At 34.4% G+C, this 23,488-nt stretch carries 24 protein-coding genes, 3 tRNA genes and 2 pseudogenes; 17 read left to right on the top strand and 12 right to left on the bottom strand.

The window, feature by feature from the left end; all coding sequences use genetic code 11:
• Window positions 1-50 precede the first annotated feature (50 nt).
• Genes CVT13_RS01245 through gmhB form a run of 5 tightly spaced genes read right to left on the bottom strand, consistent with a single transcriptional unit; the run spans window position 51 to window position 3,904 of the window.
• Window positions 51-446, bottom strand: a complete 396-nt coding sequence (locus tag CVT13_RS01245) for an SseB family protein (protein ID WP_107811330.1) — start codon at window positions 444-446, stop codon at window positions 51-53.
• Between the two features lies 1 nt (window position 447).
• Window positions 448-1,017: a D-sedoheptulose 7-phosphate isomerase gene (gene gmhA / locus CVT13_RS01250; RefSeq protein WP_107811331.1), complete on the bottom strand. Its 570-nt coding sequence runs from the start codon at window positions 1,015-1,017 to the stop codon at window positions 448-450.
• Window positions 992-2,410 carry a D-glycero-beta-D-manno-heptose-7-phosphate kinase gene (gene rfaE1, locus CVT13_RS01255; protein ID WP_107811332.1) on the bottom strand — a complete coding sequence of 473 codons (1,419 nt, stop codon included), beginning with the start codon at window positions 2,408-2,410 and terminating at the stop codon, window positions 992-994. Before rfaE1 ends, gmhA begins: the two co-directional genes overlap by 26 nt.
• Window positions 2,403-3,392: an ADP-glyceromanno-heptose 6-epimerase gene (rfaD, locus tag CVT13_RS01260; protein WP_107811333.1), complete on the bottom strand. Its 990-nt coding sequence runs from the start codon at window positions 3,390-3,392 to the stop codon at window positions 2,403-2,405. The genes rfaE1 and rfaD overlap by 8 nt, the downstream gene beginning before the upstream one ends.
• Entirely contained in the window at window positions 3,389-3,904 is a 516-nt protein-coding gene (gmhB, locus tag CVT13_RS01265) for a D-glycero-beta-D-manno-heptose 1,7-bisphosphate 7-phosphatase (protein WP_107811334.1), read from the bottom strand. The genes rfaD and gmhB overlap by 4 nt, the downstream gene beginning before the upstream one ends.
• A 91-nt stretch (window positions 3,905-3,995) precedes the next feature.
• Between gmhB and CVT13_RS01270 the strand changes: the two genes are divergently transcribed.
• The 4 genes from CVT13_RS01270 (at window position 3,996) to CVT13_RS01285 (ending at window position 5,574) form a co-directional block, all read left to right on the top strand.
• A complete protein-coding gene (locus CVT13_RS01270) occupies window positions 3,996-4,298 on the top strand; it encodes a c-type cytochrome (protein ID WP_087578724.1) in 303 nt (100 codons plus the stop codon).
• A 255-nt stretch (window positions 4,299-4,553) separates the two neighbouring features.
• Window positions 4,554-4,877, top strand: coding sequence for a tyrosine-type recombinase/integrase (locus CVT13_RS01275; RefSeq protein WP_141083431.1), 324 nt, complete (start codon window positions 4,554-4,556; stop codon window positions 4,875-4,877).
• A 128-nt stretch (window positions 4,878-5,005) separates the two neighbouring features.
• Window positions 5,006-5,299, top strand: coding sequence for a type II toxin-antitoxin system RelE/ParE family toxin (locus CVT13_RS01280; protein WP_107811335.1), 294 nt, complete (start codon window positions 5,006-5,008; stop codon window positions 5,297-5,299).
• Window positions 5,296-5,574 (top strand): addiction module antidote protein, encoded by a 279-nt coding sequence (locus tag CVT13_RS01285; protein ID WP_103583533.1) that lies wholly within the window; start codon window positions 5,296-5,298, stop codon window positions 5,572-5,574. Before CVT13_RS01280 ends, CVT13_RS01285 begins: the two co-directional genes overlap by 4 nt.
• Window positions 5,575-5,591: 17 nt before the next feature.
• Here the strand turns inward: CVT13_RS01285 and CVT13_RS01290 are convergent, their stop codons facing one another.
• Both CVT13_RS01290 and CVT13_RS01295 read right to left on the bottom strand, forming a co-directional pair.
• The gene (locus CVT13_RS01290) at window positions 5,592-6,059 is read right to left on the bottom strand and encodes a transcriptional regulator (protein WP_107811336.1); all 468 of its coding nucleotides are present in this window, start codon (window positions 6,057-6,059) and stop codon (window positions 5,592-5,594) included.
• Complete coding sequence (locus CVT13_RS01295) at window positions 6,056-6,307, bottom strand: DUF1828 domain-containing protein (protein ID WP_085657447.1); 252 nt, start codon at window positions 6,305-6,307, stop codon at window positions 6,056-6,058. The genes CVT13_RS01290 and CVT13_RS01295 overlap by 4 nt, the downstream gene beginning before the upstream one ends.
• Before the next feature lie 228 nt (window positions 6,308-6,535).
• On the opposite strand from CVT13_RS01295, the gene CVT13_RS01300 reads away from it, so the two are divergent.
• From CVT13_RS01300 to CVT13_RS01335, 8 genes are all read left to right on the top strand, one after another.
• Complete coding sequence (locus CVT13_RS01300; RefSeq protein WP_103577280.1) at window positions 6,536-6,913, top strand: hypothetical protein; 378 nt, start codon at window positions 6,536-6,538, stop codon at window positions 6,911-6,913.
• A 97-nt stretch (window positions 6,914-7,010) separates the two neighbouring features.
• Entirely contained in the window at window positions 7,011-7,232 is a 222-nt protein-coding gene (locus CVT13_RS01305) for a hypothetical protein (protein WP_107811337.1), read from the top strand.
• A gap of 522 nt (window positions 7,233-7,754) precedes the next feature.
• Window positions 7,755-9,161 (top strand): hypothetical protein, encoded by a 1,407-nt coding sequence (locus tag CVT13_RS10160; protein ID WP_159071093.1) that lies wholly within the window; start codon window positions 7,755-7,757, stop codon window positions 9,159-9,161.
• Window positions 9,162-9,164: 3 nt separating this feature from the next.
• Window positions 9,165-9,581, top strand: a complete 417-nt coding sequence (locus tag CVT13_RS01315) for a hypothetical protein (RefSeq protein WP_180998551.1) — start codon at window positions 9,165-9,167, stop codon at window positions 9,579-9,581.
• A gap of 2 nt (window positions 9,582-9,583) precedes the next feature.
• Window positions 9,584-10,723 (top strand): zonular occludens toxin domain-containing protein, encoded by a 1,140-nt coding sequence (locus CVT13_RS01320; RefSeq protein WP_107811338.1) that lies wholly within the window; start codon window positions 9,584-9,586, stop codon window positions 10,721-10,723.
• Entirely contained in the window at window positions 10,674-11,816 is a 1,143-nt protein-coding gene (locus CVT13_RS01325; protein ID WP_103583529.1) for a type II secretion system protein GspD, read from the top strand. The genes CVT13_RS01320 and CVT13_RS01325 overlap by 50 nt, the downstream gene beginning before the upstream one ends.
• Window positions 11,817-12,046: 230 nt before the next feature.
• Window positions 12,047-13,387 (top strand): replication protein, encoded by a 1,341-nt coding sequence (locus CVT13_RS01330; protein ID WP_107811339.1) that lies wholly within the window; start codon window positions 12,047-12,049, stop codon window positions 13,385-13,387.
• Between the two features lie 2 nt (window positions 13,388-13,389).
• Window positions 13,390-14,262, top strand: coding sequence for a tyrosine-type recombinase/integrase (locus CVT13_RS01335; RefSeq protein WP_084108119.1), 873 nt, complete (start codon window positions 13,390-13,392; stop codon window positions 14,260-14,262).
• Between the two features lie 46 nt (window positions 14,263-14,308).
• On the opposite strand, the gene CVT13_RS01340 is transcribed toward CVT13_RS01335, so the two are convergent.
• The 5 genes and pseudogenes from CVT13_RS01340 to CVT13_RS01355 all read right to left on the bottom strand — a co-directional run bounded on the left by CVT13_RS01340 (window position 14,309) and on the right by CVT13_RS01355 (window position 19,129).
• Window positions 14,309-14,383, bottom strand: a tRNA-Met gene (locus CVT13_RS01340).
• 26 nt (window positions 14,384-14,409) lie between these two features.
• Window positions 14,410-14,484: transfer RNA gene (locus CVT13_RS01345), tRNA-Gln, on the bottom strand.
• A 107-nt stretch (window positions 14,485-14,591) separates the two neighbouring features.
• A pseudogene (locus CVT13_RS01350) lies at window positions 14,592-16,052 on the bottom strand (DNA translocase FtsK); the annotation flags it as partial.
• Window positions 16,053-16,313: 261 nt separating this feature from the next.
• Window positions 16,314-16,772: pseudogene (locus tag CVT13_RS10620) on the bottom strand (DNA translocase FtsK 4TM domain-containing protein); the annotation flags it as partial.
• A 41-nt stretch (window positions 16,773-16,813) separates the two neighbouring features.
• Window positions 16,814-19,129 (bottom strand): flagellin, encoded by a 2,316-nt coding sequence (locus tag CVT13_RS01355; RefSeq protein ID WP_107811341.1) that lies wholly within the window; start codon window positions 19,127-19,129, stop codon window positions 16,814-16,816.
• 139 nt (window positions 19,130-19,268) lie between these two features.
• On the opposite strand from CVT13_RS01355, the gene CVT13_RS01360 reads away from it, so the two are divergent.
• From CVT13_RS01360 to CVT13_RS01380, 5 genes are all read left to right on the top strand, one after another.
• Entirely contained in the window at window positions 19,269-20,015 is a 747-nt protein-coding gene (locus CVT13_RS01360; RefSeq protein ID WP_107811342.1) for a YaaA family protein, read from the top strand.
• A gap of 124 nt (window positions 20,016-20,139) precedes the next feature.
• Complete coding sequence (locus tag CVT13_RS01365; protein WP_012001719.1) at window positions 20,140-20,442, top strand: HU family DNA-binding protein; 303 nt, start codon at window positions 20,140-20,142, stop codon at window positions 20,440-20,442.
• A 69-nt stretch (window positions 20,443-20,511) separates the two neighbouring features.
• Window positions 20,512-20,598, top strand: a tRNA-Leu gene (locus CVT13_RS01370).
• A 67-nt stretch (window positions 20,599-20,665) separates the two neighbouring features.
• Window positions 20,666-22,435 carry a response regulator gene (locus CVT13_RS01375; RefSeq protein ID WP_107811343.1) on the top strand — a complete coding sequence of 590 codons (1,770 nt, stop codon included), beginning with the start codon at window positions 20,666-20,668 and terminating at the stop codon, window positions 22,433-22,435.
• Between the two features lie 98 nt (window positions 22,436-22,533).
• Complete coding sequence (locus CVT13_RS01380; RefSeq protein WP_107811344.1) at window positions 22,534-23,439, top strand: AEC family transporter; 906 nt, start codon at window positions 22,534-22,536, stop codon at window positions 23,437-23,439.
• Window positions 23,440-23,488: the final 49 nt, after the last annotated feature.

Below are 23,488 nucleotides of genomic sequence, written 5' to 3' on the forward strand. Positions count from 1 at the left end.
AACTTGCTAAATAGCAAATCAGCGACTTTAGCAATAGAGCGATGAAAATTTTAGTCTAAAATTTTTGCTATCTGCTCTTTTTTAAGAATAAAATCATAGCTAAAAGCATCAACCACGACTCCAGCGTAGCTGCTCTCTTTTAGCATCGCAAGATACTCTTTTAGCCCTATCTCAATGCTTTCTTGCTCGCTGTCATTTCGCCAAAGCTTCATCGCTTCTTTGCTTGTAAATGCCGGAAAATAGCTAAGCTTTTCGCCCTCATCTTCAAGCAAAATAAATTTGATATTTGAGCCCTCTTCTTCGTAAACTACACCACCATCTGGCTTTGCAAGTGCTTGGTTTAAAAGCACCGGAGCGAAAAAGCTAGCCTTTTTTAAAGCCGCTATCAAATTTATCTCATTTTGCTGGCTAGGATTACTTAAAAATTTATCCATCGCTTCTTGCATATTAACCCCTAAAAACCTCGTCTACGGCCTGGCAGATCGTGTGAATAAAAAATATGTGCGACTCTTGTATCCTTGCAGTGTCGCTTGAGTTAACGACTAAATTTAGATCGCAGCCCTCATTCATCGCTCCGCCTCCTTTGCCACTAAGTCCAAGCACTGATACGCCCATTTTCTTTGCACTTTTTATAGCCTCAAGAACGTTTTTGCTGTTGCCGCTTGTTGAGATCGCTACGAGTAAGTCGCCAGGACGAGCCAAGGCCTCAAGCTGACGTGAAAAAACGTAATCAAAGCCGTAGTCGTTGCCGATAGCCGTAAGTGCCGAAGTATCAGTGGTTAGCGCGATGCCCGGGAGCGCTTGACGCTCGCTTTTATATCTGCCAGTTAGCTCAGCTGCAAAGTGCTGAGCGTCCGCCGCAGAGCCACCGTTGCCGCATATTAGCACCTTTTTGCCATTTTTTAGCGTATCAGCTACCATCTGGCAAGCACGCTCTAGGCTATCAAGCAAATTTACATGCTCGCTAAAGGTCTTTTGGTGAGCCTCGAGCTCATTTTTTATCATCGTTTTTAGCATCTTTTATCCTTTTTATTATCCCTGTCGTGCTTTTACCCTCGACAAAGTCGATGAGCCTGACCTCTTTTACGATCTCGCTGCCAACGACCTCTTTGTCTTTATAATCAGCCCCTTTTACAAGCACGTCAGGCTTTATCTTTGCTATTAAATTTAGAGGCGTATCCTCGTCAAAAATCACGACATAGTCAACAAATCCAAGTCCACTTAGCACGCAAGCTCTATCATCTTGTGAGTTTATAGGTCTTGCCTCGCCTTTTAGCCTCTTTACTGAAGCATCAGAATTTAGCCCGACGACCAAAAGATCGCCAAGCTCCCTTGCGCACGCTAGGTATTTTACGTGTCCAGCGTGCAAGATATCAAAGCAGCCATTTGTGAAAACGACCTTTTTCTTGCCCTTTTGGCTCAAAATTTCCTCTAGCTCCTCAACGCTTTTAAGCTTGTGCTCGAAATTTGCTCCAAATGAGCTATTTAGCAGCTGCTCGATCTCGCTAAAGCTAGCCGTTGCGCTACCTATCTTTGCTACAACTACGGCTGCTGCAAGGTTTGCTATCTTTATCGCCTCTTTTATATCAGCTCCGTTTGCTAGCATGTAGCCAAGTGTCGCCAGCACCGTATCTCCAGCGCCAGTGACGTCAAAGACCTCTTTTGCTTTTGCCGCAAAGATATGCAATTTGTCATCATATAGCGCGATGCCTTCTTCTGAGATCGTGATGATCGAATAGGTCAAATTTAGCTCGTCTTTTAGCTGTTTTATCGCCTTTTCAAGCTCAGCCTTGTCTTTTATCTTTAAATTTGTAGCCTCGCTCGCCTCTTTTTTATTTGGCGTTAGAAGGGTTGCGTTTTTATACTTTGAGTAGTCGCTGCCTTTTGGATCGATAAGCACTGGGATCTTTAGCTTCACGCACTCGTTTATGATCTCTTGGCAGACCTTTTCGCTAAGCACGCCCTTGCCGTAGTCACTTAGCAAGACGGCCTTGAAATTTGCAAGATTTTCTTTTACTTTTGAGACGAGCTCATCTTCTAAATTTATCTTGACAACGCTCTCTTTATCGATCCTGACAACTTGCTGGTGAGACGCCATAATGCGGCTTTTTATCGAGCTCTCGCGCCCTTTTTCAGTAAGGATGAGCTCATCTTTTACATTTAGCTCAGCAAGCTTCTCTTTTATCTTTTTGCCAGCCTCGTCATCTCCTAAGACGCTAGCCACGCTCACGTTTGCGCCAAGAGAGAGTAAATTTCTTACTACATTGCCAGCGCCGCCAAGCGTGTAGGTTTCGTTATTTATCTTTACCACCTGCACAGGCGCTTCAGGCGAGATGCGCTCGCAACTGCCCCAGATATAGTGATCTAGCATGAGATCGCCGACTACTAAAATTTTAACTCTCTTAGCCATTTAGCTCTTCCTTATAAATTCTCTTTATCTCTGGCAAGTAGTCTTTTATCGCCTCTTCTAAGCTCCAAGTCGCACTAAAGCCAAATGCCTCGCGAGCTGGGGCGACGTCGGCCTCTGTGTGAAACTGATAAGAGCCCACAAATGGGTTTTTGATATATTCGTTACCTAAATTTACGCCGATCTCGCGTTGCAAGATGTCAGCGATATCTTGAAAGCTTCTAGCCTTGCCAGTAGCTGCGTTATAGACGCCACTTGGCGCATCAAGCGCTTTTATGTTTGCGTCAATGATATCTTTTATATAGACAAAGTCGCGTTTGATCTGGTCGCTACCCTCAAAGAGCCTTGGGGTCTTGCCAGCTAAAATTTGCAGACCAAACTGAAGCACCATCGAGGCAGTTTTATTTTTGAAAAACTCGCCCTTGCCAAAGACGTTAAAATACCTCAGCCCAACCACGCTCACACCGCGTTTTGCGTAAATTTTATTGATATTATCCATGCTTAGCTTGCTAAAGCCATAGACGTTATTTGGCGCTTCGCACTCGCCAACTGTTTGTGGGCTCTTTGCGTTGCCATAAGTCGCCCCTGAGCTAGCGTAGATCATCTTTGTGCCTAAACTCTCGCAGATATCAAGCAAATTTACAAAGGCATTTACATTTGTTTTTATTAGCTCATCTTGCTCTTTTACAGTGGTGTCAGAGATCGCTGCTTCGTGATAGATGACGTCTGGGCGAAAGCTTTTTATCTTCTCAAGCGTGCTAGGGTCATTGATGTCGCCGGCGTAAATTTCACCTTTAAAACCAAGTAAATTTTTAAAATGGCCAAAGCTTTTTAGGTTGCCGTTGCTAAATGTCTCGTCATTTCTAAATTTATCCACAACAAGCACGTGAGCATCTTTAAAATTTTCGTCAAAATAATGCGCCAGCGCCGAGCCTATAAAGCCAGCGCCACCAGTTATAACTATCTTTTTTCCATTTAAATTCATAGTGATTTTTCCTTTTTTAGCTTATTTAAAACATCTCTGACATCTTTAAAATTTATGCCATCGAGCAAGAAATTTCTACCAACGCCTGCTCTTTTGCCAGCTTCGACATCGCTTGGTTTATCACCTATCATGAGCGAGTTTTCAAGGTCTATGTCAAACTCTTTGCAAGCATCAAGTATCATTTTTGTATTTGGTTTTCTGCAAGCGCAATCCGCCTCTGGGGCATGTGGGCAAAAATAGACTTTGGTGATAAAAATTTGCTCTTTTTTAAAGCTTTCAAGCATAAATTTATTTAGAGCGTCAAACTGCTCCTGCGTGTAGTAGCCTCTTCCGATACCTGATTGATTTGTCACGACAAAGAGCTTGTAGCCAGCCCCAGCAAATTCCCTTAACGCATCAAAAATGCCATCGATAAATTTAAAATCTTTTATCTCGTAAACATATCCAGCATCTTCGTTTATTACGCCGTCTCTATCTAGAAAAAGTGCTTTAATAGGCTCATTTTTATTCATTTGGTGATTATAGCCAAAATATTTTAACTAGCTTCTTGCGAATTTACCTTTTTGTACTATAATGCACAAACTTTTTTACAAAGGATGAAGAATGAAAAAATTACTAATTGTTTCTAGCGTTGCGGCTCTACTTTCAACTGCTGCCTTTGCTGCAGATGGTGCTGCTATCTACAAAAAATGCATCGCCTGTCATGGTGCAAAAGCTGAAAAAGTGTTTAATAATAAAGTTCCAGCTTTAACATCTCTTGATGCAGCAGCTATCGAAGAGGCACTAAAGGGCTATAAAACAGGAGCAAATAAATTTGGTCTTGGCGCTATGATGAAACCAATCGCTACGCCAATGAGCGACGAAGATGCAAAAGCAGTAGCTGAATACATCCAAACTTTAAAATAATAATTAGGGGCATTCGCCCCCTTCTATATTTTTAAATTTATACTAATAATCCATAAAACAATACTAGGTGGAAAATTCTCTTTTTATATTTAAAAGTTATGAAACCTATTTTTACTAATCTTTCTTTTTACATATTAAAACAAAACTATTCTAGTCTTCAAAGCCATAAAACAACGCTTAGAAATAGCTAAGAGCGTAAGTAAAATAGAGGCTCGTAAACTCTTTACTGAAACAAAAGACGACTAAGTGCTTCGTATGGCTTACTACTGGGTATCTCAAGGGGCTTATGACAACTGCAAAGACCTACCATTAAACAAGTGCCCCATAACTCATCTAAACCACGATACAGCAAATCGTATGTGGTGGGCTGTAAGAAACCATCTAGGATATAAGGGAGAAAACAACACTCACGGACTATACGTATTACGCCATACAGTGGCTTCTAGGTTAGTGAGTTTGAAGGGATTTAATGCTCATAAACTGATGGCTTTTATGGGTCATACAGATATCAAAAGTAGCTTACACTACGTTCATCTCAATGTTGATGATATACGCGATGGTGTGGGGGTTGGTGCTTAGTTAAAAGATGATAAAAAGTAATGGGCATTTGGTTGCGGAGGACGGATTTGAACCGCCGACCTTCGGGTTATGAGCGTTAAGGGCTTTTATAAGTAGCCATTAAGCTACATTTTTTTAAAATCCATTTTATGAAAATATTAAAAAGCACTACATTTGACAAATGGTTACATAAATTAAATAATCCGATCGTTAAAATTTCTATTTTAAGAAGATTAGATCAAATAGAAACTAGAGATCATTTAGGAGATTATAAATTTATTGATACAGATTTATATGAGCTTAGATTTTTTAATCGTGGTGGAATAAGAATATTTTTTACTTTTAATGGCGATGAAATAATTATATTATTAAATGCTGGCGATAAAGATAGTCAAAGCGATGATATTAAAAAAGCAAAAGAGATATTGAAGGATTATAAATGAAAGAAGAATTTACAAAATTTAATCTAGAAGACTATTTAACAACCGATGAACTTAGAAAAGAATATTTAAATCAAGTTTTGGCTGATGGCGATATCGAAGAATTTAAAAGGGCTTTATTTTATATAGCAAAATCAAAAGGTATTGAGAAAGTTGCAAAGAAAGCAAATTTGAATAGGGAAAGCTTTTATAAAATGTTTAAAGAAAATTCAAAACCTAGATTTGAAAGTATATTTAAGGTTGTAAATGCCCTTGATATTAAGCTTGTTTATGCTTAATATTATTTTAGTCAAATTTAATTCATTTCTATTTTTATATCTTTTTTAATTTTTGTGTTCTTTGTTTGTCTGCTATCTCCCAGTCTTTTCATTTTTATTTTATCGCTTGTTTCTATTATTTCAACTAGGTAATAGTTAAAATCTATTTTCTTTATTATTTTTATATTGCTGCTTGTTGCATTCTTAAAATATCCTTTAAATAATTTTTCTTTTTGGCTGTCTTGGTTATAAAATTCTATGCTTATTATTCCTTTTTCTCTTGTATAACTCCATTTTTCGTGTATAAAATTTTCATTTTTTAGATCATATATAAAACCATCATCTTTAATTTCAATTTCCCATTTATTGCCAGCACTTGTAAGAAAATTAATAAATTGATTGTCTTCTGTTGTAATCTCCCATTTGCCCATTATATTTACATCTTCGCCAAAATCATAACTTAGTGCATTTGTTAAAAATATAAGTATTAGTAGTAATTTTTTCATTTATCTATCTCTTTTTTTAAAATTCTTGTTTTTATGTCTGAAATGTAGTATTGAATTTCTTGCTGTGATAGTTTTTCTAATAGTTCGATTAGTTCTTTATATGTAACATTTACGTATAAGTTTTCTTTATCTTCCTTTAAATTTAATCCATTTTCTATAACTTCAAATAATTCTTTTCTATTTTTTCGCCAGTTGTATATTGTTTTTTCGGCTATTTTTAGTTTCTTCGCGATTTCTGCATTTGTCATTTTTTTACCTGTAAAATTTACATATTTAAGCATTATTTAATTTTATATTATGTAATATTTACCTGTTGAAAATATGTAAATCTTACATATGTTTCGATTTTATCGAAATAATGTAAATTTTGCCCTGAATATGGCATTAAACTATTTTAGCCCCGTTTGGACGAAACACCTTTTCGGGGCTATGTTAAATGGTGTTTCAAAAAAATAAATTAAAAAAAGGTGTTAAAAATGCAAATCGTTAAATCTGAATATGATTTAAAGTATGTTCTTAGGGGTGGTCTTGTTAGAAGTTCGGCTTCTGGTAAGTTTGAAGGTAATGATTACTCTTCTTCTGTTCGTATTTCTTCATCAAATATCTATGACGTTGTTAATGAAAAGACTGGCTTTACTGATGAAGTAGAGCAAAAAGTTGTTTTTAAAATAATCTGCCCTGATAATAATACCGCTGGACTTGTAGCGGCTGCAATAAAAGAAAAATTTAAAAAAGGCGAAGAAATACCGGTTGAAGGTGGCTTCCCTAACGATCAAAGAATAATTACGATCGCTAATCCAGTTGAATACTTCCTATTTGATACAAAGCCTGCAAAAAAACCTGAAAATAAATAAATAAAGGGGTTTATCCCCTTTAACTACTTATTTAAGTCCTTGTGTTTCCTTAAATAAGTAGTTAAAGACTACTAAATTTAAACAAAAAGGGTTAGAGATGAAAAGATTTCTTTCTTCTACTAAGGCTAAGGTTTTAGGTGGTGTTGCTGCTGTTGGTGCAATGTCAAGTAATGCTCTTGCAGCTGGTATAACAATGGGTGCAGATGGCACAGTAACTGGCGATCTTAATATTACTCCATTTATGGGCGTAGCTGGTGCGGTTATTGTTGTTTTGGCTGCAATTTTTGCTGTTAAAAAAGGTCTTTCTCTTTTAAAATAGCTTGTTCCCCCTTTATTGGGGGCTAATTTTTAAAAAGGTTAAAAGTGTATTTTGATTTTATAGACGTTACTAAATTAGGATTTTTTCTAAATTCTTTCTTTGCTATTGTAATTGTCTTTTTTGCTTGTGTTACTGCCATTACTTCTGCTTTTAGTCTTTTTAAAAATTAGCACATAAATTTTAAAGCTTAAAGCAGAGTGCAAAGCAAAGCTTTAAGCTGACAAACGAAGTGCGTCAGTAGTTTTTGGGGTTTAAATTTATGGATAAAGTCTTTCTTAACTTAACAATAGAGCAATATAACTTCTTGATGTCTACCACTGGGACTTTATGCGGTTTCTTGCTTTGTTTGTTTATTTTCATAATTCTTTCAAGAATTTAAAAAAGGTGTTTAAAATGTTTAACGTTATTGGTATTCCGGCTTTTGATTACTTCTTTTCTATCTTTATATGGTTTATGGTCTTATCTTTACCTATTTGTGCTGCTTTAACTCTTTTAACAAAAAGATTTTTTTAAGGCTTTGTGATGAAATTTCTAGTTAGATTTTTCATTTTCTTATCTCTTTTATGCTCTCTTGCTTTTTCTGGTGAATACTGGGTTATGCGTGATTATAACTTGCCTAGCACATTTGTTCCAGCTGATGCTAAATTTTTAAAAGGGGATAATCTTATTGGCTTTAGAATGCCAGTTTGGGATTTATACGAAATTATTTCTGTTACTATTAGACAAGATGCCTATTATTTTGCTGGCTCAAAAACTCCAGGATTTTATCGCGACTCTGGTTATTCTCTTTACTTTATAGGCGGCACTCCAAAAACTGGTCGTTTTGCTGGGCGTGGCAGTATTGGCGATTTTGAACGTTATGTTGATTCTGATAATCCAAAAGACCCTGTTTTTACTTATTATACTTATCTTGAATTTAATACTAAATCCGTTGCAAAATGTAAGCTAAATCAAGAATTTAACACTGATACAATGCAATGTGTCGATTCTTGTCCAGCTGGTCAATTATGGAATGTTAAAACTAATGCTTGTGTTGTTGATTGCACCGATGAAGATAATCATAAATTTTTTACTTCTGATTATACTTGTATAAATTGTTCTAGTGCTTTAACAATAGATGATATTGCAAGATGTTACTGCTCTGGTCTTGGCTCTTCTTATAATCCTGGTTATGCTTGGGATCCTAATAAACCTAATATTGTTCAGGCACATTGCAAAGATGAAAGATTGATTACTTTCAAATTTGACAAAAGTAAAGAAAATCCAAACAAAGATAAAGACAAAGACAAACAAGACCCAAACAAAGATAAAGATAAAGACAAAGAATATCCAAACAAGGATAAAGACAAAGACAATAACAATTCTACTCCAGGCAATGGCAATAATGGCGGTTCATCTGGCGGTGGTTCAAGCGGTGGTACTGGCGGCGGTTCATCTGGCGGCAATAATGGCGGTTCAGGTGGTGGCTCAGGTGGTGGTACTGGCGGCGGTTCAAGCGGTGGCAATAATCAAGGAAACGGCGGACAAGGTGGCGGACAAGGAAACAATGGCAATTCTGAAAACGCTACACCTGGCAATATAGATTATGGCGAGCTTGAAGAAAGAACCGCTAATCTTGCAAATACGTATAAGGAAAATATTAATTATCTTTTTGAGCCTGTTGATGGTATTAAAAAAAGTTTAAATGATACTATTTCAAAAATCAAAAACGGCAATTTAATGAGTCTAAAAAAAGGCGGTATTCCTAATACTTGCCCTTTAAATTTTGATATAGATATGTTTTTTTTCAGTAAAAAAGTTGTCTTTGATTTTTGTAGTATTCTTTCGCCGATTGCTTCTTCTCTTTATGTCTTTTTCTTTGTAGCTTTCTTTTTGTTGTTTTTATTTTTAATAGCCAAGCTATTTATTTTTACTTTTATGGGGTGGTAAGATATGCAAGCAATTATAGCTACTATTGTTTTATTCTTTCGCTTTTTTAAATGGGAAAATGCTATTAATTTTGTTTTTAAAGCAGTTACATTTTCTAAAATGGTTGTTATTAACGTAATTTTAGGTGCTCTTGTTTTATCTTATGCCGCTGCTGTTATTTATATTATTAATTTCATCTATTCTAAATTTAACTATATTATTGATTATGTTAATAATCTTTCAGTAGGCAATGAAAAGATCGTTACGACTGCTTTTTCTATTTTAAAATCTCTTGGTGCTTGGAATGCCTTTTGTGATGTTTTTTCTATATTTTCTCCTATTTTTCTTTCTTTCTTTGTAATTTATGCGACAAAAATTGGCATTACTGTTTTTAGATTTGTTCGTGAAACTCTTGTTACATTTATTTTGGCAAAGCTTTAAAAATGATTACTTATTTAGTTGGCAATCCTGGAAGTGGTAAAACATATTACGCAGTATATATGATTTACCAGATCTTTTTATTTGAGCCAAAGAAAACATTTTTATCTAAATTTGTTAAGCCTAAAGAAAAGCCTAATTATTCATTTTGTTACACAAATATAAACGAGTTCAAGTTTGAATTATTAGATAAATTTAAAAAGTTCGATTTTGATGAGTTCTATTTAGGTTTAAGAAATTTATACGCTTTATATAAGACTGGTGCGACCGATAACGAAGTTAATGATAAAGCCAAAGATTTAAATTTATATGGTTGTGTGTTTGTCCTTGATGAGTGTCATAACTTCTTTAAAGACAAAAAAGACGAAATTTTAGTTTGGTGGCTTACATATCATCGCCATTTATACCAGGATATCTATTTAATTACCCAAGATTTAACCCTAGTAAATAATGAATATAAACGTATAGCAGAAAAATTTTATAAAGCTGCCGATAGTGCAAAAAGATTATTTTCAAAGAAATTTCGTTATGAAGTCTTTGCTTCTTTTAGATTGTATAAAAAAGATAGGCTTGAAGTTATTAATATTCCATATCTTGATGAAGTATTTAATTTATATCACTCTGGACAAACGTCAAATAAGAAATCATTTGTAAGATTTTATTTTTTACTAGCTATTTTTGTTTTAATATTTCTTTTTATTTATTTTTATTTTGTTGTTATGTCTATTTTTAAGCCTGACACTTCAGCTGAAAACAATTTATCAAATCAAAATAAAACTTCTTTTTCAAATTCTCAAAAAAATAGTATTTCAGATTTTCCAGATATATTCAAAGACACTTCAAAACATAACATTAAAAATAGTTCCGATATACCAGAAATTTATATATATAACATTACTTGCGTTAATTCATCTTGCCATTTTGACGAGGATTACCATTTATATCCATTATCATTACTTAGCTACATATCTTCAATGTATACGCCATTATATTTCTATTATGAGCCAAAATCTCACGAGCTTGTCAAATATTACTATGTATTTGACAAGCCAGTTTTTCAAAATTTAATTTCAAAAAATAACAAAGGTGTTTCCGATGAAAAGTTTAATCAAGTTCCTAATTCTTCCGCTGCTGTTTTTAAATAGCTTGTTTGCTGCCGAAATTTATACTGATCTTTTAGATTTCGCACGTCTTACAAGTAAGGCTAATAATATAGCCATTGTAACCGATGAAAGCATACATCAGGGCGAATATTATTTCATTTATGAAGACGAAGTTAAGATCACGATTGCAATGTTTAGAAAAATGCTTGAAGCTAAGAATTTATATCTTTATAAAAAGGATAATTTCTATTACGTAAGCTCTCAAAAATTGCCTGATTATGATCTTAGGCGTATCGAGCTAAAGAATTATGTTTACGATGATGTAAATAAAATTCTTAGCCAGTTTGATTTAAATGCTACTTACTCGACGTCTTCTAATTCGGTTTTCTTTAGAGCTGATGACTATATATTTGATCAGATTAAAGAAGCCATTTCAAAGATTGATAAGAGCCTGGAGCAAGTAACTTTTAAGCTGACTATCACTGAAACAAATTTAAAAGACATTAAAGATTTAGGCACAAATTTAAAAGGCTTACTTAAGCCACTTAATCACGGCGATTTAGCTTATTATATTAATCTGATTACTTCCCCTTATATTTCTAATTCAAATATTATTAAAAACGATGATCGTGCTTTTTTTGGCATATTAAATTTTCTTGATACAAACGGCATTACAAAAATTATTTCATCGCCAGTATTGACGGCAAAAAATCACACCGAAGTTTATTTTAGTTCCGTTCAAAATATCCCTTACCTAGTTTCAAAAACTGATATATCAAACGTAAATTATCAAAAAACCGATAGTTACGAATATAAAGACATTGGTTTAAAGATAAATTTAAAGCCTATCATTTTATCTGATCATATTGATTTTGACTTACACTTAATACTTGAAGATATTCTTTCTCAAAGTACATCATTAACGCCCATTGTTTCAAAAAAGGAGCTTAAAAGCTCGTATTCTTTAAAGCGTGGCGACGTTCTAGTTCTTAGCGGTATTAACAAAACGACTACTTCTAAGCAACGTAATGGCGTGCCTATCCTTAAAGATATATGGTTTTTAAAGTATCTTTTTTCAGTCGAGCAAGACAGTGAGATAAACTCTGTTCTAACGCTCACAATTCAAATTATTTAATGTTTTAGGGGTGTAGGGGATTTTCCCCTACAAAAGGCGAGTATTAAAGCCTATTGGCACGTTTTGCTTAATCGAGCCGTGCAGCTAATATGCTTTTTGGGCTTAAAACACCCCTTTCGCCTATATGTGTTTTGGCGTAGCCAAAAAAGGCTGCCATGGGCGGACGAAGTCCGCCACAATGGTAGCCCTTGTCAAATTAATAAAAAACTCTTACGTTTAAGGAAGCGATTATGCGAGCGAGAAATTTATATGGTGTTTCTCCCCTTGACGTTGAGCTTTGCCAAGCAAAGCTTGATAGCCAAAGGGAATATATGCGCTCTTTCTCTTTTGTTAATGTTAATGGCCAGGTTAGAAATTTGCTAGATATTTCAATGTCGGCCAACTTTAGCGATAAATATTACGCCGAAGTGTCTAACCGCGTAAATGTGTTTAGCTCTTTTGCGATCGATTATTTTCAAGTTCCAGTATTTTTAACCATCACTCTTAACGGCTGCTTTAGGGGTGCCTTAAATGGCGATTATTCTAAATTTATGCCGATTGATTATAGATATTTGCCTGATGAAGTTAAATATAAGGCTAAAAATTCAGCGCCTTTAAGTATTTCTGATTTAGTAGCCGTTCTTAATCATCAATGGAATTTATTTATTATGCGATATTCAAGAAAATTTAAAAATATTGATAGAAGCTATATAAGGTGCTTTGAGCCACACAAAAAAGACGGTGTGCCACACATTCACGCTTTATTTTACGTCCCAGCTCACACAATAGACTTTATGAAAAGAATTTATACTGATATTTTTTATGCTCCGCAAAACCTAAAAACAAATGCTATCACAAGCGAGCAAGAGAAAAATGGCGAATTAAACGGCTTTCAAACTAGTATTAATAATCCTAGTGGCTATGTTATGAAGTATATCCAAAAGACTTTCATCAACCTAAAAGAAACTCAGGATTTTGACGAGCTTTCAGCCTGGTATGTAAAGCACAAAGTAAGAAGATTTATAAGCTCACGCACTAAAGTGCCATTATGGGTATATAGAAAGATTAATTTTATTAGCACGATGCAAGACTTTTATCACTTAAACGACTTAACAAACGATCACAGAGCAATACTTGAGTGGAATAAAAAAGATGATTACATATATATAAATTTGCCTTTCAATAAAGAAGAGATTATTTATTTAAATGGCAGATTGGAGCATTATATAAGTGGTAGGCTTATGAATTTTTACGATAGATTGAAAATTGATGGCCAAAAAGATGAAAACGCACAAGATGAAATAAAGAGCTTTGGCAATTCCTTAAAACAAAGACAAATTTTAAAGCTTTGCGATGAGCTTTTTAAAAGCGATGAAAAGCCTAAACCAGTAAGCAGAATGAAAGATTACGAATTAGTTAATTATTATCAAAGCTTGGGCGGTGATATAAATGCCCAGCATTTAGCTTATGTTGAAAATTTAATGCTTGATAGAGAGCTAGACAACTTCACACACTATCACAAAAAGCACGATTTAAATGCCCCTGATATTGATAGCTTTGTAGATAGATTTTTGATTTGTAATGAGTTTTAAAAATGTGTTTAAATGAGCTTTTTAATAATTACATTAGCTTTTACGAGCTTATTTTAAGTCCAACTACTCTAAGAAGTGATATAGCTACATATAATAAGCATTTTAAAAACTCACTTGGCTTAAAGGATATACAAGATATAAATTTTATCGATATACAAAAGTTTTGTAATGATCTTATCAAGCAAGATTACAAGATAAAGACTATTAAGAATATCGTTGCAAAGCTAAAGGTTATTTTCAAGCTAGGTATAAAGCTGGAGTTAATAAATAAAAATCCTTGCGATTTTATTGAGCTACCAAAGTTTGATAATAAAAGGTATTTTGATTACTCGATCGCTATTCAAAAACGCTTTATTAAGGCTATTAGTGAAAATACCGATGCAAGCTCTGATATATTCTTTTTTCTACTTCACGGCAGACGAAAGAATGAAGTATTAAGCCTAAAATTTAGCGATATAAATTTTAAGACCAGGACTTATATTATCCCCTTTAAAATCAATAAGGCTAAAAGAAATATGATTTATAAAATGAGTGATGAACTTTTTAATCGTCTTTATAAAAGATTTTTGATAGCTAAGAAAGAAAATAAGCTAAACGATTATGTCTTTATTAATCCTATGACTAACGATAAATTTAAAGATTTGCGTAAAAGCTGGGCTTCACTTCTTAAAAAGAATAACTTGCCTAAAATCAGGCTTCATGATATAAGGCATTTAATTGGCACATATTCAATTAATTATTTAAAAATTCCTATCGAGCAAGTATCATTTACATTGGGGCATACAAATATAACTACAACACAAAAATATATTACTGCAAACGTTAAAAAATCTAAAGAAACTATCGAAAATTTACTAAAATCAATTTCAGAATAATTTAAGCATTTTAAAAAGTGTTTCAAATATCGATAAAATGGGCATTTGGTTGCGGAGGACGGATTTGAACCGCCGACCTTCGGGTTATGAGCCCGACGAGCTACCACTGCTCTACTCCGCGATAAGTATTATTTTGGATTTAAAAAGTGGATGGGGTAAGAGGATTCGAACCTCTGAATGACTGGACCAAAACCAGTTGCCTTACCGCTTGGCGATACCCCAATGTTTTTAAGAGTTGTAATTATATAGATTTTAATGTGCTTTGTCAAGACTTTTTAGAATTTTAATAAAAATTAAAATTCTAAAATTAAAGCAATTTATGACTTTAGCTATAAAATTTCTCTTTGTCCTTTTGCATTCACTGGACTTAAAACACCCATTTTTTCCATTTGCTCTATTATGTTTGCAGCTTTGTTGTAACCTATTTTTAAACGCCTTTGCAGATAGCTTATTGACGTTTTTTGCTCACTTAAAATGATCTCTTTAGCCTCTTCATAAAGCTCATCAAGTTCATCTTCTCCTAGAGTACCAGCAGTCACACTTCCGCTTGTGCCTTCTTCTATTAAAAATTTTTCATCATAAACTACATCTTGTTGCTCTTTTAAGAAATTTACAATCGTTTCTATCTCTTTTTCACTAGCAAATGGTGCATGAAGTCTGATCACACCAGGGCTTCCTGGAGGTGTAAATAGCATATCTCCACGTCCAAGCAAGCTCTCAGCTCCCATTTGATCTAAGATGACCTTACTATCGATCCTCTGCCCTACTCTATAGCTTATCCTGCTTGGTAAATTTGCCTTTATAAGGCCAGTCACGACGTCGACACTTGGACGCTGGGTCGCTACTATCAAGTGTATGCCACTAGCCCTTGCCATCTGTGCTAGGCGGCCGATATAAAGCTCCACATCCTTGCCACTAGTCATCATCAGATCAGCTAGCTCATCGATGATCACAACGATATACGGGAACTGCTCGCCGCCCTCCTCTTTCATCTTTTCATTGTAGCTCTCTATATTTTTCGTACGAGTTTGGCTCATTATCTTATATCTTCGCTCCATTTCAGCGACCATATTGGCAAGTGCAGTGATCGCTTTTTTAGCCTCTGTGATAACTGGAGTTAGAAGATGTGGGATATCGTTATATATGCTAAATTCAAGCATTTTTGGATCGATCATCATTAGACGCAAAGTTTGTGGGCTATTTCTATAAAGCAAGCTTAAAAGCATCGCATTTATACCCACACTCTTGCCTGATCCAGTTGTACCTGCGATTAGTAAATGTGGGAGCTTTTTGAGGTCTGTCACAAAAGGGGCACCGACGATATCTTTACCAAGTGCCATAGTTAGTGGGCTACTTGCATTTTTAAAGACTTCGCTCTCTAAAATTTCTTTTAGATAGATTGTTTCCAAATTTTGATTTGGTACCTCGATACCTACCACATCTTTACCAGGAATTGGTGCTTGGATACGGATAGTTTGAGCCTTTAGTGCCATCGCTAGGTCATCTTGAAGTGTTAAAATTTTACTTACCTTGATATGTGGAGCTGGACGAAACTCAAATGTCGTGACGATAGGCCCAGTATAAGTTCTAACCACATCGCCGTCTATTTTAAACTTACGGAGTTTATCAAGCAAATTAGAAATTTGCTGATCGATTTCAGTTTCATTGACACTATGCGAGCGTTTTGGCGGATCGTTTAAAAATTTAAGCGGTGGCAAGACAAAATTCTTTGGCTTTTCCACATTTCCTCGCTCTATTTGATCAAGCAACTTCTTGTTTTCAGCCACTTCGTTTAAAATTTCAACTCCGTTTATAGTTGGGGCTCTGCTCTCTTTTTCTGGCTCAGGCTCTAACTCTTCATCTAAATTCTTTTCATCATCATTTAGCACCTGAGCTTCTATAAGCTCTTCTTCTTTTATATCATTATTCTTTTGTTTTTTGCGTTCGATTTTTGGAAGTTGTTTTTGTTTTATCTCTTTTAAATTTCTCTCTTCATGGACTTTTATCTCTTTATCTACAAAAGCCTTTCTTAAAACAATGATAAAATTTTCCCTAAAAGCAAGCCCAAGTGAGATAATAAACATCATAAGTATAGCAACCGCAGTGCCGATAGAACCGATCACCTCTTTTAAGGCACTAACTATAAAATTTCCAATTATACCGCCATTTATGCTCGAAGCACTCAAGGCTTGAAACATCAAAAAAGCTATAAAAAAGAGAAAAATTCCTACCAAAAACTGAGCAAAATCAAAGTCAAATTTCTTAAAATTTTTATAGACAAAATAGCCTAAAATGATCAATAAAAATGGATAAACATACGCGATAAGTCCAAAATATTTGATATTTAAAATACCAAGGCTTTGTCCAAGCGAGCCAACAAAATCAGCAGTTGGAGCAGCTGTTGCTATACCAAAATATATAAAAATGCAAACAAAAATTGTAAATAAAATATGTCGTAAAATTTTAGATCCTTTATAAAAAAGGCTTATTATAGCACGCTTGAGTTTAATTTTAAAAAATCAGCAAGCTAGGTGGCCTGCTGATTTAAATTTTAATTTAAATAATTTAGCAAGCTTAGTTGATTTATCTTTGCACTTGCTTGTAGGGTTGCTTGATAAGATAGTGAAAGCTGCGTAAATTTCAGATATGACTCCGCATAGTCTGCGTCAATTACATCATTTTTAACAGTTAGCACATTCACTTTCATTACTTCGGCTCGCTCTTTTGTAGCTGTTAAAAGTCTTGATTGAGAGCCGATCTTTGTAAGCTCTTTATTTGCATGATCTATTAAATGATCAAGCCTTTGTAATGCACCTTGCATGCCGGTATTTCGTGGGTCATTGCTATCTGCATCAGCTCTATAATATCCCTTTCTAACAGCTTCGATCATATTATCAAGGTCTTGAAAAACGCTCGTACTTGGCTCATCGATAGTTAAAGCATTATTTTCGTTAAAACTAAATACTGAGCCCTTGCCTTGAGGATGGCTTGCAGCGCCGGCTGTGTTCATACCAGTGCTATCTCCGTCAAATATATCTCCATTTTTCGCATCATACATAGTTAGCTCTATATTTGTGACAGATTTTGTCTTGTCAGTTAGCACCATCCTGCCTTTATCATCTAAATTTACCTCTACTGCGCCTTTAGTCTTTGACAAAGCCTCTTTATAGGCGTTGTAGTTTTGATCTCTTTTTACCTTTTCTATATCTGTATCAAAATTTGCATTTTCTACGTTTTGAGGATCAGGGATATTATCGCTTGCCGCCATAGCAACGATATCCATGAGCTGCCTATAAGTAAAATCACTAGCATAAGTTCTGTAACTTCCAAACTCATCTGAGTTATAAACAGTTAAAGTCCTAGGTCCAGAAGGCGTGCCACCTGGTGGTGTAGATGTTATTTCAAATTGCACTGGAGTATTTGTACCCCCTGCTGTGCCCATTTTTACCTTTATGTCATATTTTGTGCCGGTGATTGACTTTACTTGTAAATTTATCTCTTGGTTGTCGATATTAAAAAGCTCTCTCTTTCTAGCATCAACATCTTTTGGATATAAATTTCTATCGTAACTCTCTTTTGTACCAGAAACTTCGCTTAGCTTTGTCTGATCTGTTGCATATTCGCCCGTTCTTCTAGCTACTTGAGGTAAATTCGCGATTAGCTCATTATCCTTTCTCTCAAATCTAACCTTATCATAGTCAAATGCATTTGTCGCATTTCCATCTTTATCGGTATATTTGCTCTTTACAAATTCAGTGATATGAACCGTTTTTGGAACATTATTTGCCATTGTTTCAAGATCTTTAAGAGAATTTACCGTATCAAGCCTGTTATTTTGAGCGATTGCACCGCGGTTTGGTGCTACAGATGTGGCTGCAACCATATGAAAGTCAATAGTTTGATTACCTTTAGTAAGATCTTTTATATTAAATTGTCCATCGTTATTTATGCTTACATCAACAACTTTTGTTGTTTTTGTATTGCCAAATTCCATGCCGATTTTTTCCATAAGTCCAGCCATGGTTGTATTTGCACTCATCTTAAATTTGCTAGTAAATGTCGTGCCATCTGGCTTTTTGCCTTGCATGAAAAAATATGTATCCGGAAAATTTACATTTGAATTATCTAAAAAATCATAATCTGGATTTATTGTTCCATTGTAAGAGCCATCACTTCTAACCACTGAATCACTAGCGTAATTTAGTCCGATCATATTTTTTATCTTGCTGTTATCGTTTAGAAATTTTGGCGCATAGGCGATGTCGGTTCTAGTTTGATCAGCCAAACGAACATTTGTGGTCAAAATTTTACTGTAATCACCATCTTTTCCTAAAAATAGATCATATCCTGGGATATTGTAAGGAAGCTCAACCTGAGCACCGGCTGATGTTTTCATATAATCACGGTTGCCTTGATACTTTCCTGCACCATCTATTGGCTTTGTATCAACAGCGCTTCCAGAAAACAAAAACTGCCCATTAACCGAAGTGTTTGCAATATTCACAAGGTGATTTTTTATACCTTGAAGATCATTTGCTAAAGCCTCTAGCGATGTCTTGCTATGCACGCTGCTAGCTGCTTGGACTACTTTTGTCTTAAAATTTTCAAGCTGTTTTTCAAACTCTTGCAATGCATTATCTGTATTTTTTGAGAAATTTACAGATTTACCAGTGGCATCAACTACTTGAGTGAGAGTAGTCGCTTCATAATCAAGCCTCATTGCATCATTATAAGTCGCAGCACCATCGTATGGATCTTGAATTTTCAAACCATTTGAGAGCTGCTTGTAGCTTTTATTTACACCAGTCATATTTTTTTGGTAGTCATGCAAAGTCTGACTAAAACGTAGTTGGTTTGTTATTCTCATAATTTTTTCCTAAATTTTTATTCACTCTAAGCAAAAATGATTCCGCTTGTTTTTATATCGGTAAAAATTTGATTTTTTTTAGCACAAAAAGTTTATTGTATAATCCAACAAAAATTTATATATAAAATAGGTAAGAAAAATGGCATTAAAAATTCTCTTTTCTCCAAGCGAAAGTAAAATTTCTCTAAATACAAATAATAAATTTAATGGTAAGGATTTGATGTTTCCAGAACTTTTTGACAAAAGAGTTGAAATTTTAAACAAATACGATGAGTTTTTAAAAAACGCAAATTTAGACGAGATAAAAAAGCTTTTTGGACTAAAAGAGCTTGAAGAGAGCAAGCAGTTGCGAGAAAGTCTATCTCAAAAAGGCAGCATAAAAGCTATTTTAAGGTATGATGGTGTGGCTTATAAGCATCTAAACTATCGTGGTTTAGACAATGAGGTACAAAAATATATAGATAATAATGTTTTAATATTTTCAAATTTATTTGGGCCTATCTTAGCAAAAGATGAGATACCAGAATACAAACTAAAGCAAGGTGAAAAGCTAGGTGGCTTTGAAATTTCAAAATTTTATGAAAAAAATTTTAGTAAAGCGGTTAATGATTTTTTGCAAAATGATGAGATTTTAGACCTTAGAGCTAAGTTTTATGAAAAATTTTACACTATAAAAAAAGAATACATAACTTTTTGTTTTGTAAAAAATAAAAAAATAGTGAGTCATCACGCAAAAGCGTATAGAGGCGAAGTCTTGCGCCAGATAGCAAATAAACTTATAAAAAATAAAAATGAACTAATGAGCTTAAATTTTAAAAATTTAAGGCTTATTGATATGAAAAAGATTGGTCTAAAGACCGAGCTTATGTTTGAAATTTGCGAGTAAATTTTTAAAAAAATTGTATTTTTTGTTAAAAAAACGTAAAAAAGAGCTAAATTTAGGGAAAAAGTATTGTATTTTTTTTTAAAAGAGTGTAATATAGCCACATAACTTCTTAAAAGGATGGTTCATGAAAAAAGCTGAATTTATTCAAGCTGTTGCCGATAAGGCTGGTCTTTCAAAAAAAGATACTCTAAAAGTTGTTGATGCTACTTTGGAGACAATCCAAGCAGTTCTTGAAAAAGGCGATACAATTAGCTTTATAGGCTTTGGTACTTTCGGTACTGCTGACAGAGCTGCAAGAAAAGCTAGAGTTCCTGGAACTAAAAAAGTTATCGACGTTCCTGCTAGCAAAGCAGTTAAATTCAAAGTTGGCAAAAAACTTAAAGAAGCAGTTGCTGCTGGTGCTGCTAAAAAAGGTAAAAAGAAATAATTTTCTTTTTCGGGGAGCAACTCTCCCCTTTTTCCTCTCACACAAAATTTAAATTTCAATCTTACTTTAGCCCGAGTGGTGAAACTGGTAGACGCGCCAGACTCAAAATCTGGTAAGGGCAACCTTGTGTCGGTTCGAGTCCGACCTCGGGCACCATTTATAAACCTAAATACTTTCTAAATTTATCCGATATTATCTACAACATCTTTAAAAAGGATTTTAGATGAATATTGCATCATTGAAATATAACTTTATAAATTTAAAAGATTTAGAAAATCCTACAGATATGCTCCATGCCTTTAAGGATAAACAAGGTTTAGAGATAAATAACGAACAAATTTCAAGTCTAAAAGAAAGTATAAAGACGGGCAAAGTTATAAATATCACTGATGCCGAGATCAAAGAGCAAAATAGACACAAAATCCTACAAAAAGTAGAAGAAATTTTAAATAACTACTCAAAAAATCTCATCTACAGCAACAATAAAATTCACTCCGATGAGCTTTCTAGAGGCTATCATTTTAATGAAAATGCCTACTTTAAAAATATAAAAGCTTCAGATAGTAGCAGCATGCTATCTACACTAAAAAGTGGATACTTAGAAAATACAAAATTTAAAAATTTAAACGATTACGCTTACTCAAACACTCTAAAAACAAAATATGGCGAGGTAGAAGTATTTTTAGATATTTACGGCGACAACGATAAACTTGGCACCACAAAATTAGAAAATAATAGCTATCTTTTTAGCTTTGATAGCAACAATGACGGTGTACTAGATCAAAAAGACATGCTATTTGATAAGCTAAAAGTAAGGGGTTATGACAAAGACGGAAATGAAAAAATAGCAAATTTAAGCGATGTGATGCCAAGGGTTGATCTTAGGCAGTTTATCAGCACAAATGTCATAAATCACAACCAAATAGAAAGAGAAGAGCTAAATCGTAAAGCAACGATCACAAATAATCCCGATCTTTACGTGGATACAAAAGATATTGATTATAGACACTCTTACTACGCCTCAGATCCAAATACTTTGTTCGCTGCAGAAAACAGATATGAAAAGATAGAGAAAAATGATATAAATAATTTCTTTAAAAAATATGCCCAAAATGACGGCTGGGTCGATCTAAGACACAATAACATCTTTGGCAAAGATAGCTCTTTTAAAAATTTTGCCTATCTTAAAGTGGGTTTTGATGATACTGCAAGATTAAGTGAGTTTAATCCGATCATTGAACCAAGTAAAGATTACAAAAAAGATGAAAATTTCTCATATACAAAATTTCAAAAAGATAGTTTTATGAAATTTTACAAAGATTATAACGCTGAGTTTGACGCATACAACAAAATGATAGAAAATATTGGCGATAGTTTAAAGAAATTTGATGAAAATGCGGACGCTTATATATCAAAGCTTGAAAAGACAAAATCAGCCAAAATGATCGCGATGAAAAATGAATTTAAACAAGCAACTGGACTTGAGTTTAGTATCTCGAATTTAAAAAAAGTAAAAAAGGCTTTTATAACAAATGAAGCCACAGCTGCCACATCTTTACAAGATAGCGATAGCGTCATAGCTATGAAGCTAAACAAAGATGGCACCATAAGGCTAAAATTTGATAGTGGTAGAGAGATAGACGTAAAAGAGCTTTATAACGATACTGGCAAGCTAAATACATCAAGTGAGCTAAAAACTAGCATAAATTTAGAGGCAAAAGAGATGAATAATGTGCAGCTAAATAGCTTAGATTTTAAAGATATTGGCTTCATGCAAGGTGATAAAATCGTAAGCCTAAAAGATGCTGGAGCGATCGCTATTGTCAATCTATCTAATAAATTTGAGAGTAAATTTTTAATCAGTCTAAATAATGGCAAAAGCATATCTACAAGAGAAATTTATAATATCAGCTATCTTGAAAATGATTTAAAGAGTAAAGAAAAGATAGATGAGAGAGATAAATTTTATAAAAAGGTTGATATTAAGGCATAAATTTTGAGAGCAAATTTTAAAAAAGGTTTATTGTAATTTAATCTTATGGGTCCTATAATCAATTTTCCGTAAAAATTTAGATTTAAAAGAGAAATGCTATGAACTTCACTCCACTTTTTGCAATTTTTTTCATAATCGCAACTGGTTTTTTTGCTAAAAAAGTCGGCATTGTTGAGCAAAAGCACTCGATCCCATTCGTGGATTTTGTCCTTTGTTTTGCAATGCCTGCGCTAATCTTTGACAAAATTTATCACGTAAACGTCGATGTTTCGCTCATAAATACAATTTTAATTGGCTTTGGCTCAACAGCTATCAGTGCTGTCATGGCATTGGTGCTTGGTAAGATCTTTAAATTTACCAAAGTAACAACTGTTAGTATGGTCATGCTAAGCCTTTTTGGTAATACCCTATTTGTCGGTATGCCTGTCATTCAAGGCTTCTTTGGCGATGCAATGGTAAATGAGGTCATCTTTTACGATCAAATAGCCACTGGTATCCCACTTTCGATCCTTGGGCCGCTTATTCTCTCTTTTGCTGCACCAGAGAAGGTTTCATTATTTCAAAATACGATGAAAATTTTAAAATTTCCGCCATTTATCGCGCTTATTATGGCTCTTATCTTAAAAGAAGTCCCTTTGCCTGAGTTTATCTTTGCTCCACTTAGGATGTTTGAAGGTAGCGTTACTCCGGTAGCACTTTTTGCGATTGGTGTTGGACTTAACTTTAGCAGCATCACAAGCTCATATAAAGGCGTTAGCGTTGTGCTTTTGTGTAAGATGATCTTGCCAGCTATCATATTTTTCATCATATTAAAATTTTCAGGTATCCAGATGAACAAAACTTGGGTCGTTGGTCTCTTTCAGTGCGCTATGCCAACATCAGCCCTTGCAAGTGCGATGGTCATAAAAGCTGGCCTTGATAGCTCGCTAGCCATCTCATCAGTGGCCATAGGCGTGCTTTTTTCATTTATCACGCTTCCAGTTATATATTTTGTATTTGCGTAAATTCACACTCACTTAACACTAAAGAGATAGTATTTCATCATATTTCATT

This window comes from Campylobacter concisus (assembly GCF_003049085.1).
GTDB classification, from domain to species: Bacteria; Campylobacterota; Campylobacteria; order Campylobacterales; family Campylobacteraceae; genus Campylobacter_A; species Campylobacter_A concisus_H.

Coding starts and splice junctions, on each gene's coding strand:
- CVT13_RS01245 (WP_107811330.1), bottom strand. CDS start 446: ATGCAAGAAGCGATGGATAAATTTTTAAGTAATCCTAGCCAGCAAAAT.
- gmhA (WP_107811331.1), bottom strand. CDS start 1,017: ATGCTAAAAACGATGATAAAAAATGAGCTCGAGGCTCACCAAAAGACC.
- rfaE1 (WP_107811332.1), bottom strand. CDS start 2,410: ATGGCTAAGAGAGTTAAAATTTTAGTAGTCGGCGATCTCATGCTAGAT.
- rfaD (WP_107811333.1), bottom strand. CDS start 3,392: ATGAATTTAAATGGAAAAAAGATAGTTATAACTGGTGGCGCTGGCTTT.
- gmhB (WP_107811334.1), bottom strand. CDS start 3,904: ATGAATAAAAATGAGCCTATTAAAGCACTTTTTCTAGATAGAGACGGC.
- CVT13_RS01270 (WP_087578724.1), top strand. CDS start 3,996: ATGAAAAAATTACTAATTGTTTCTAGCGTTGCGGCTCTACTTTCAACT.
- CVT13_RS01275 (WP_141083431.1), top strand. CDS start 4,554: ATGGCTTACTACTGGGTATCTCAAGGGGCTTATGACAACTGCAAAGAC.
- CVT13_RS01280 (WP_107811335.1), top strand. CDS start 5,006: ATGAAAATATTAAAAAGCACTACATTTGACAAATGGTTACATAAATTA.
- CVT13_RS01285 (WP_103583533.1), top strand. CDS start 5,296: ATGAAAGAAGAATTTACAAAATTTAATCTAGAAGACTATTTAACAACC.
- CVT13_RS01290 (WP_107811336.1), bottom strand. CDS start 6,059: ATGAAAAAATTACTACTAATACTTATATTTTTAACAAATGCACTAAGT.
- CVT13_RS01295 (WP_085657447.1), bottom strand. CDS start 6,307: ATGACAAATGCAGAAATCGCGAAGAAACTAAAAATAGCCGAAAAAACA.
- CVT13_RS01300 (WP_103577280.1), top strand. CDS start 6,536: ATGCAAATCGTTAAATCTGAATATGATTTAAAGTATGTTCTTAGGGGT.
- CVT13_RS01305 (WP_107811337.1), top strand. CDS start 7,011: ATGAAAAGATTTCTTTCTTCTACTAAGGCTAAGGTTTTAGGTGGTGTT.
- CVT13_RS10160 (WP_159071093.1), top strand. CDS start 7,755: ATGAAATTTCTAGTTAGATTTTTCATTTTCTTATCTCTTTTATGCTCT.
- CVT13_RS01315 (WP_180998551.1), top strand. CDS start 9,165: ATGCAAGCAATTATAGCTACTATTGTTTTATTCTTTCGCTTTTTTAAA.
- CVT13_RS01320 (WP_107811338.1), top strand. CDS start 9,584: ATGATTACTTATTTAGTTGGCAATCCTGGAAGTGGTAAAACATATTAC.
- CVT13_RS01325 (WP_103583529.1), top strand. CDS start 10,674: ATGAAAAGTTTAATCAAGTTCCTAATTCTTCCGCTGCTGTTTTTAAAT.
- CVT13_RS01330 (WP_107811339.1), top strand. CDS start 12,047: ATGCGAGCGAGAAATTTATATGGTGTTTCTCCCCTTGACGTTGAGCTT.
- CVT13_RS01335 (WP_084108119.1), top strand. CDS start 13,390: ATGTGTTTAAATGAGCTTTTTAATAATTACATTAGCTTTTACGAGCTT.
- CVT13_RS01355 (WP_107811341.1), bottom strand. CDS start 19,129: ATGAGAATAACAAACCAACTACGTTTTAGTCAGACTTTGCATGACTAC.
- CVT13_RS01360 (WP_107811342.1), top strand. CDS start 19,269: ATGGCATTAAAAATTCTCTTTTCTCCAAGCGAAAGTAAAATTTCTCTA.
- CVT13_RS01365 (WP_012001719.1), top strand. CDS start 20,140: ATGAAAAAAGCTGAATTTATTCAAGCTGTTGCCGATAAGGCTGGTCTT.
- CVT13_RS01375 (WP_107811343.1), top strand. CDS start 20,666: ATGAATATTGCATCATTGAAATATAACTTTATAAATTTAAAAGATTTA.
- CVT13_RS01380 (WP_107811344.1), top strand. CDS start 22,534: ATGAACTTCACTCCACTTTTTGCAATTTTTTTCATAATCGCAACTGGT.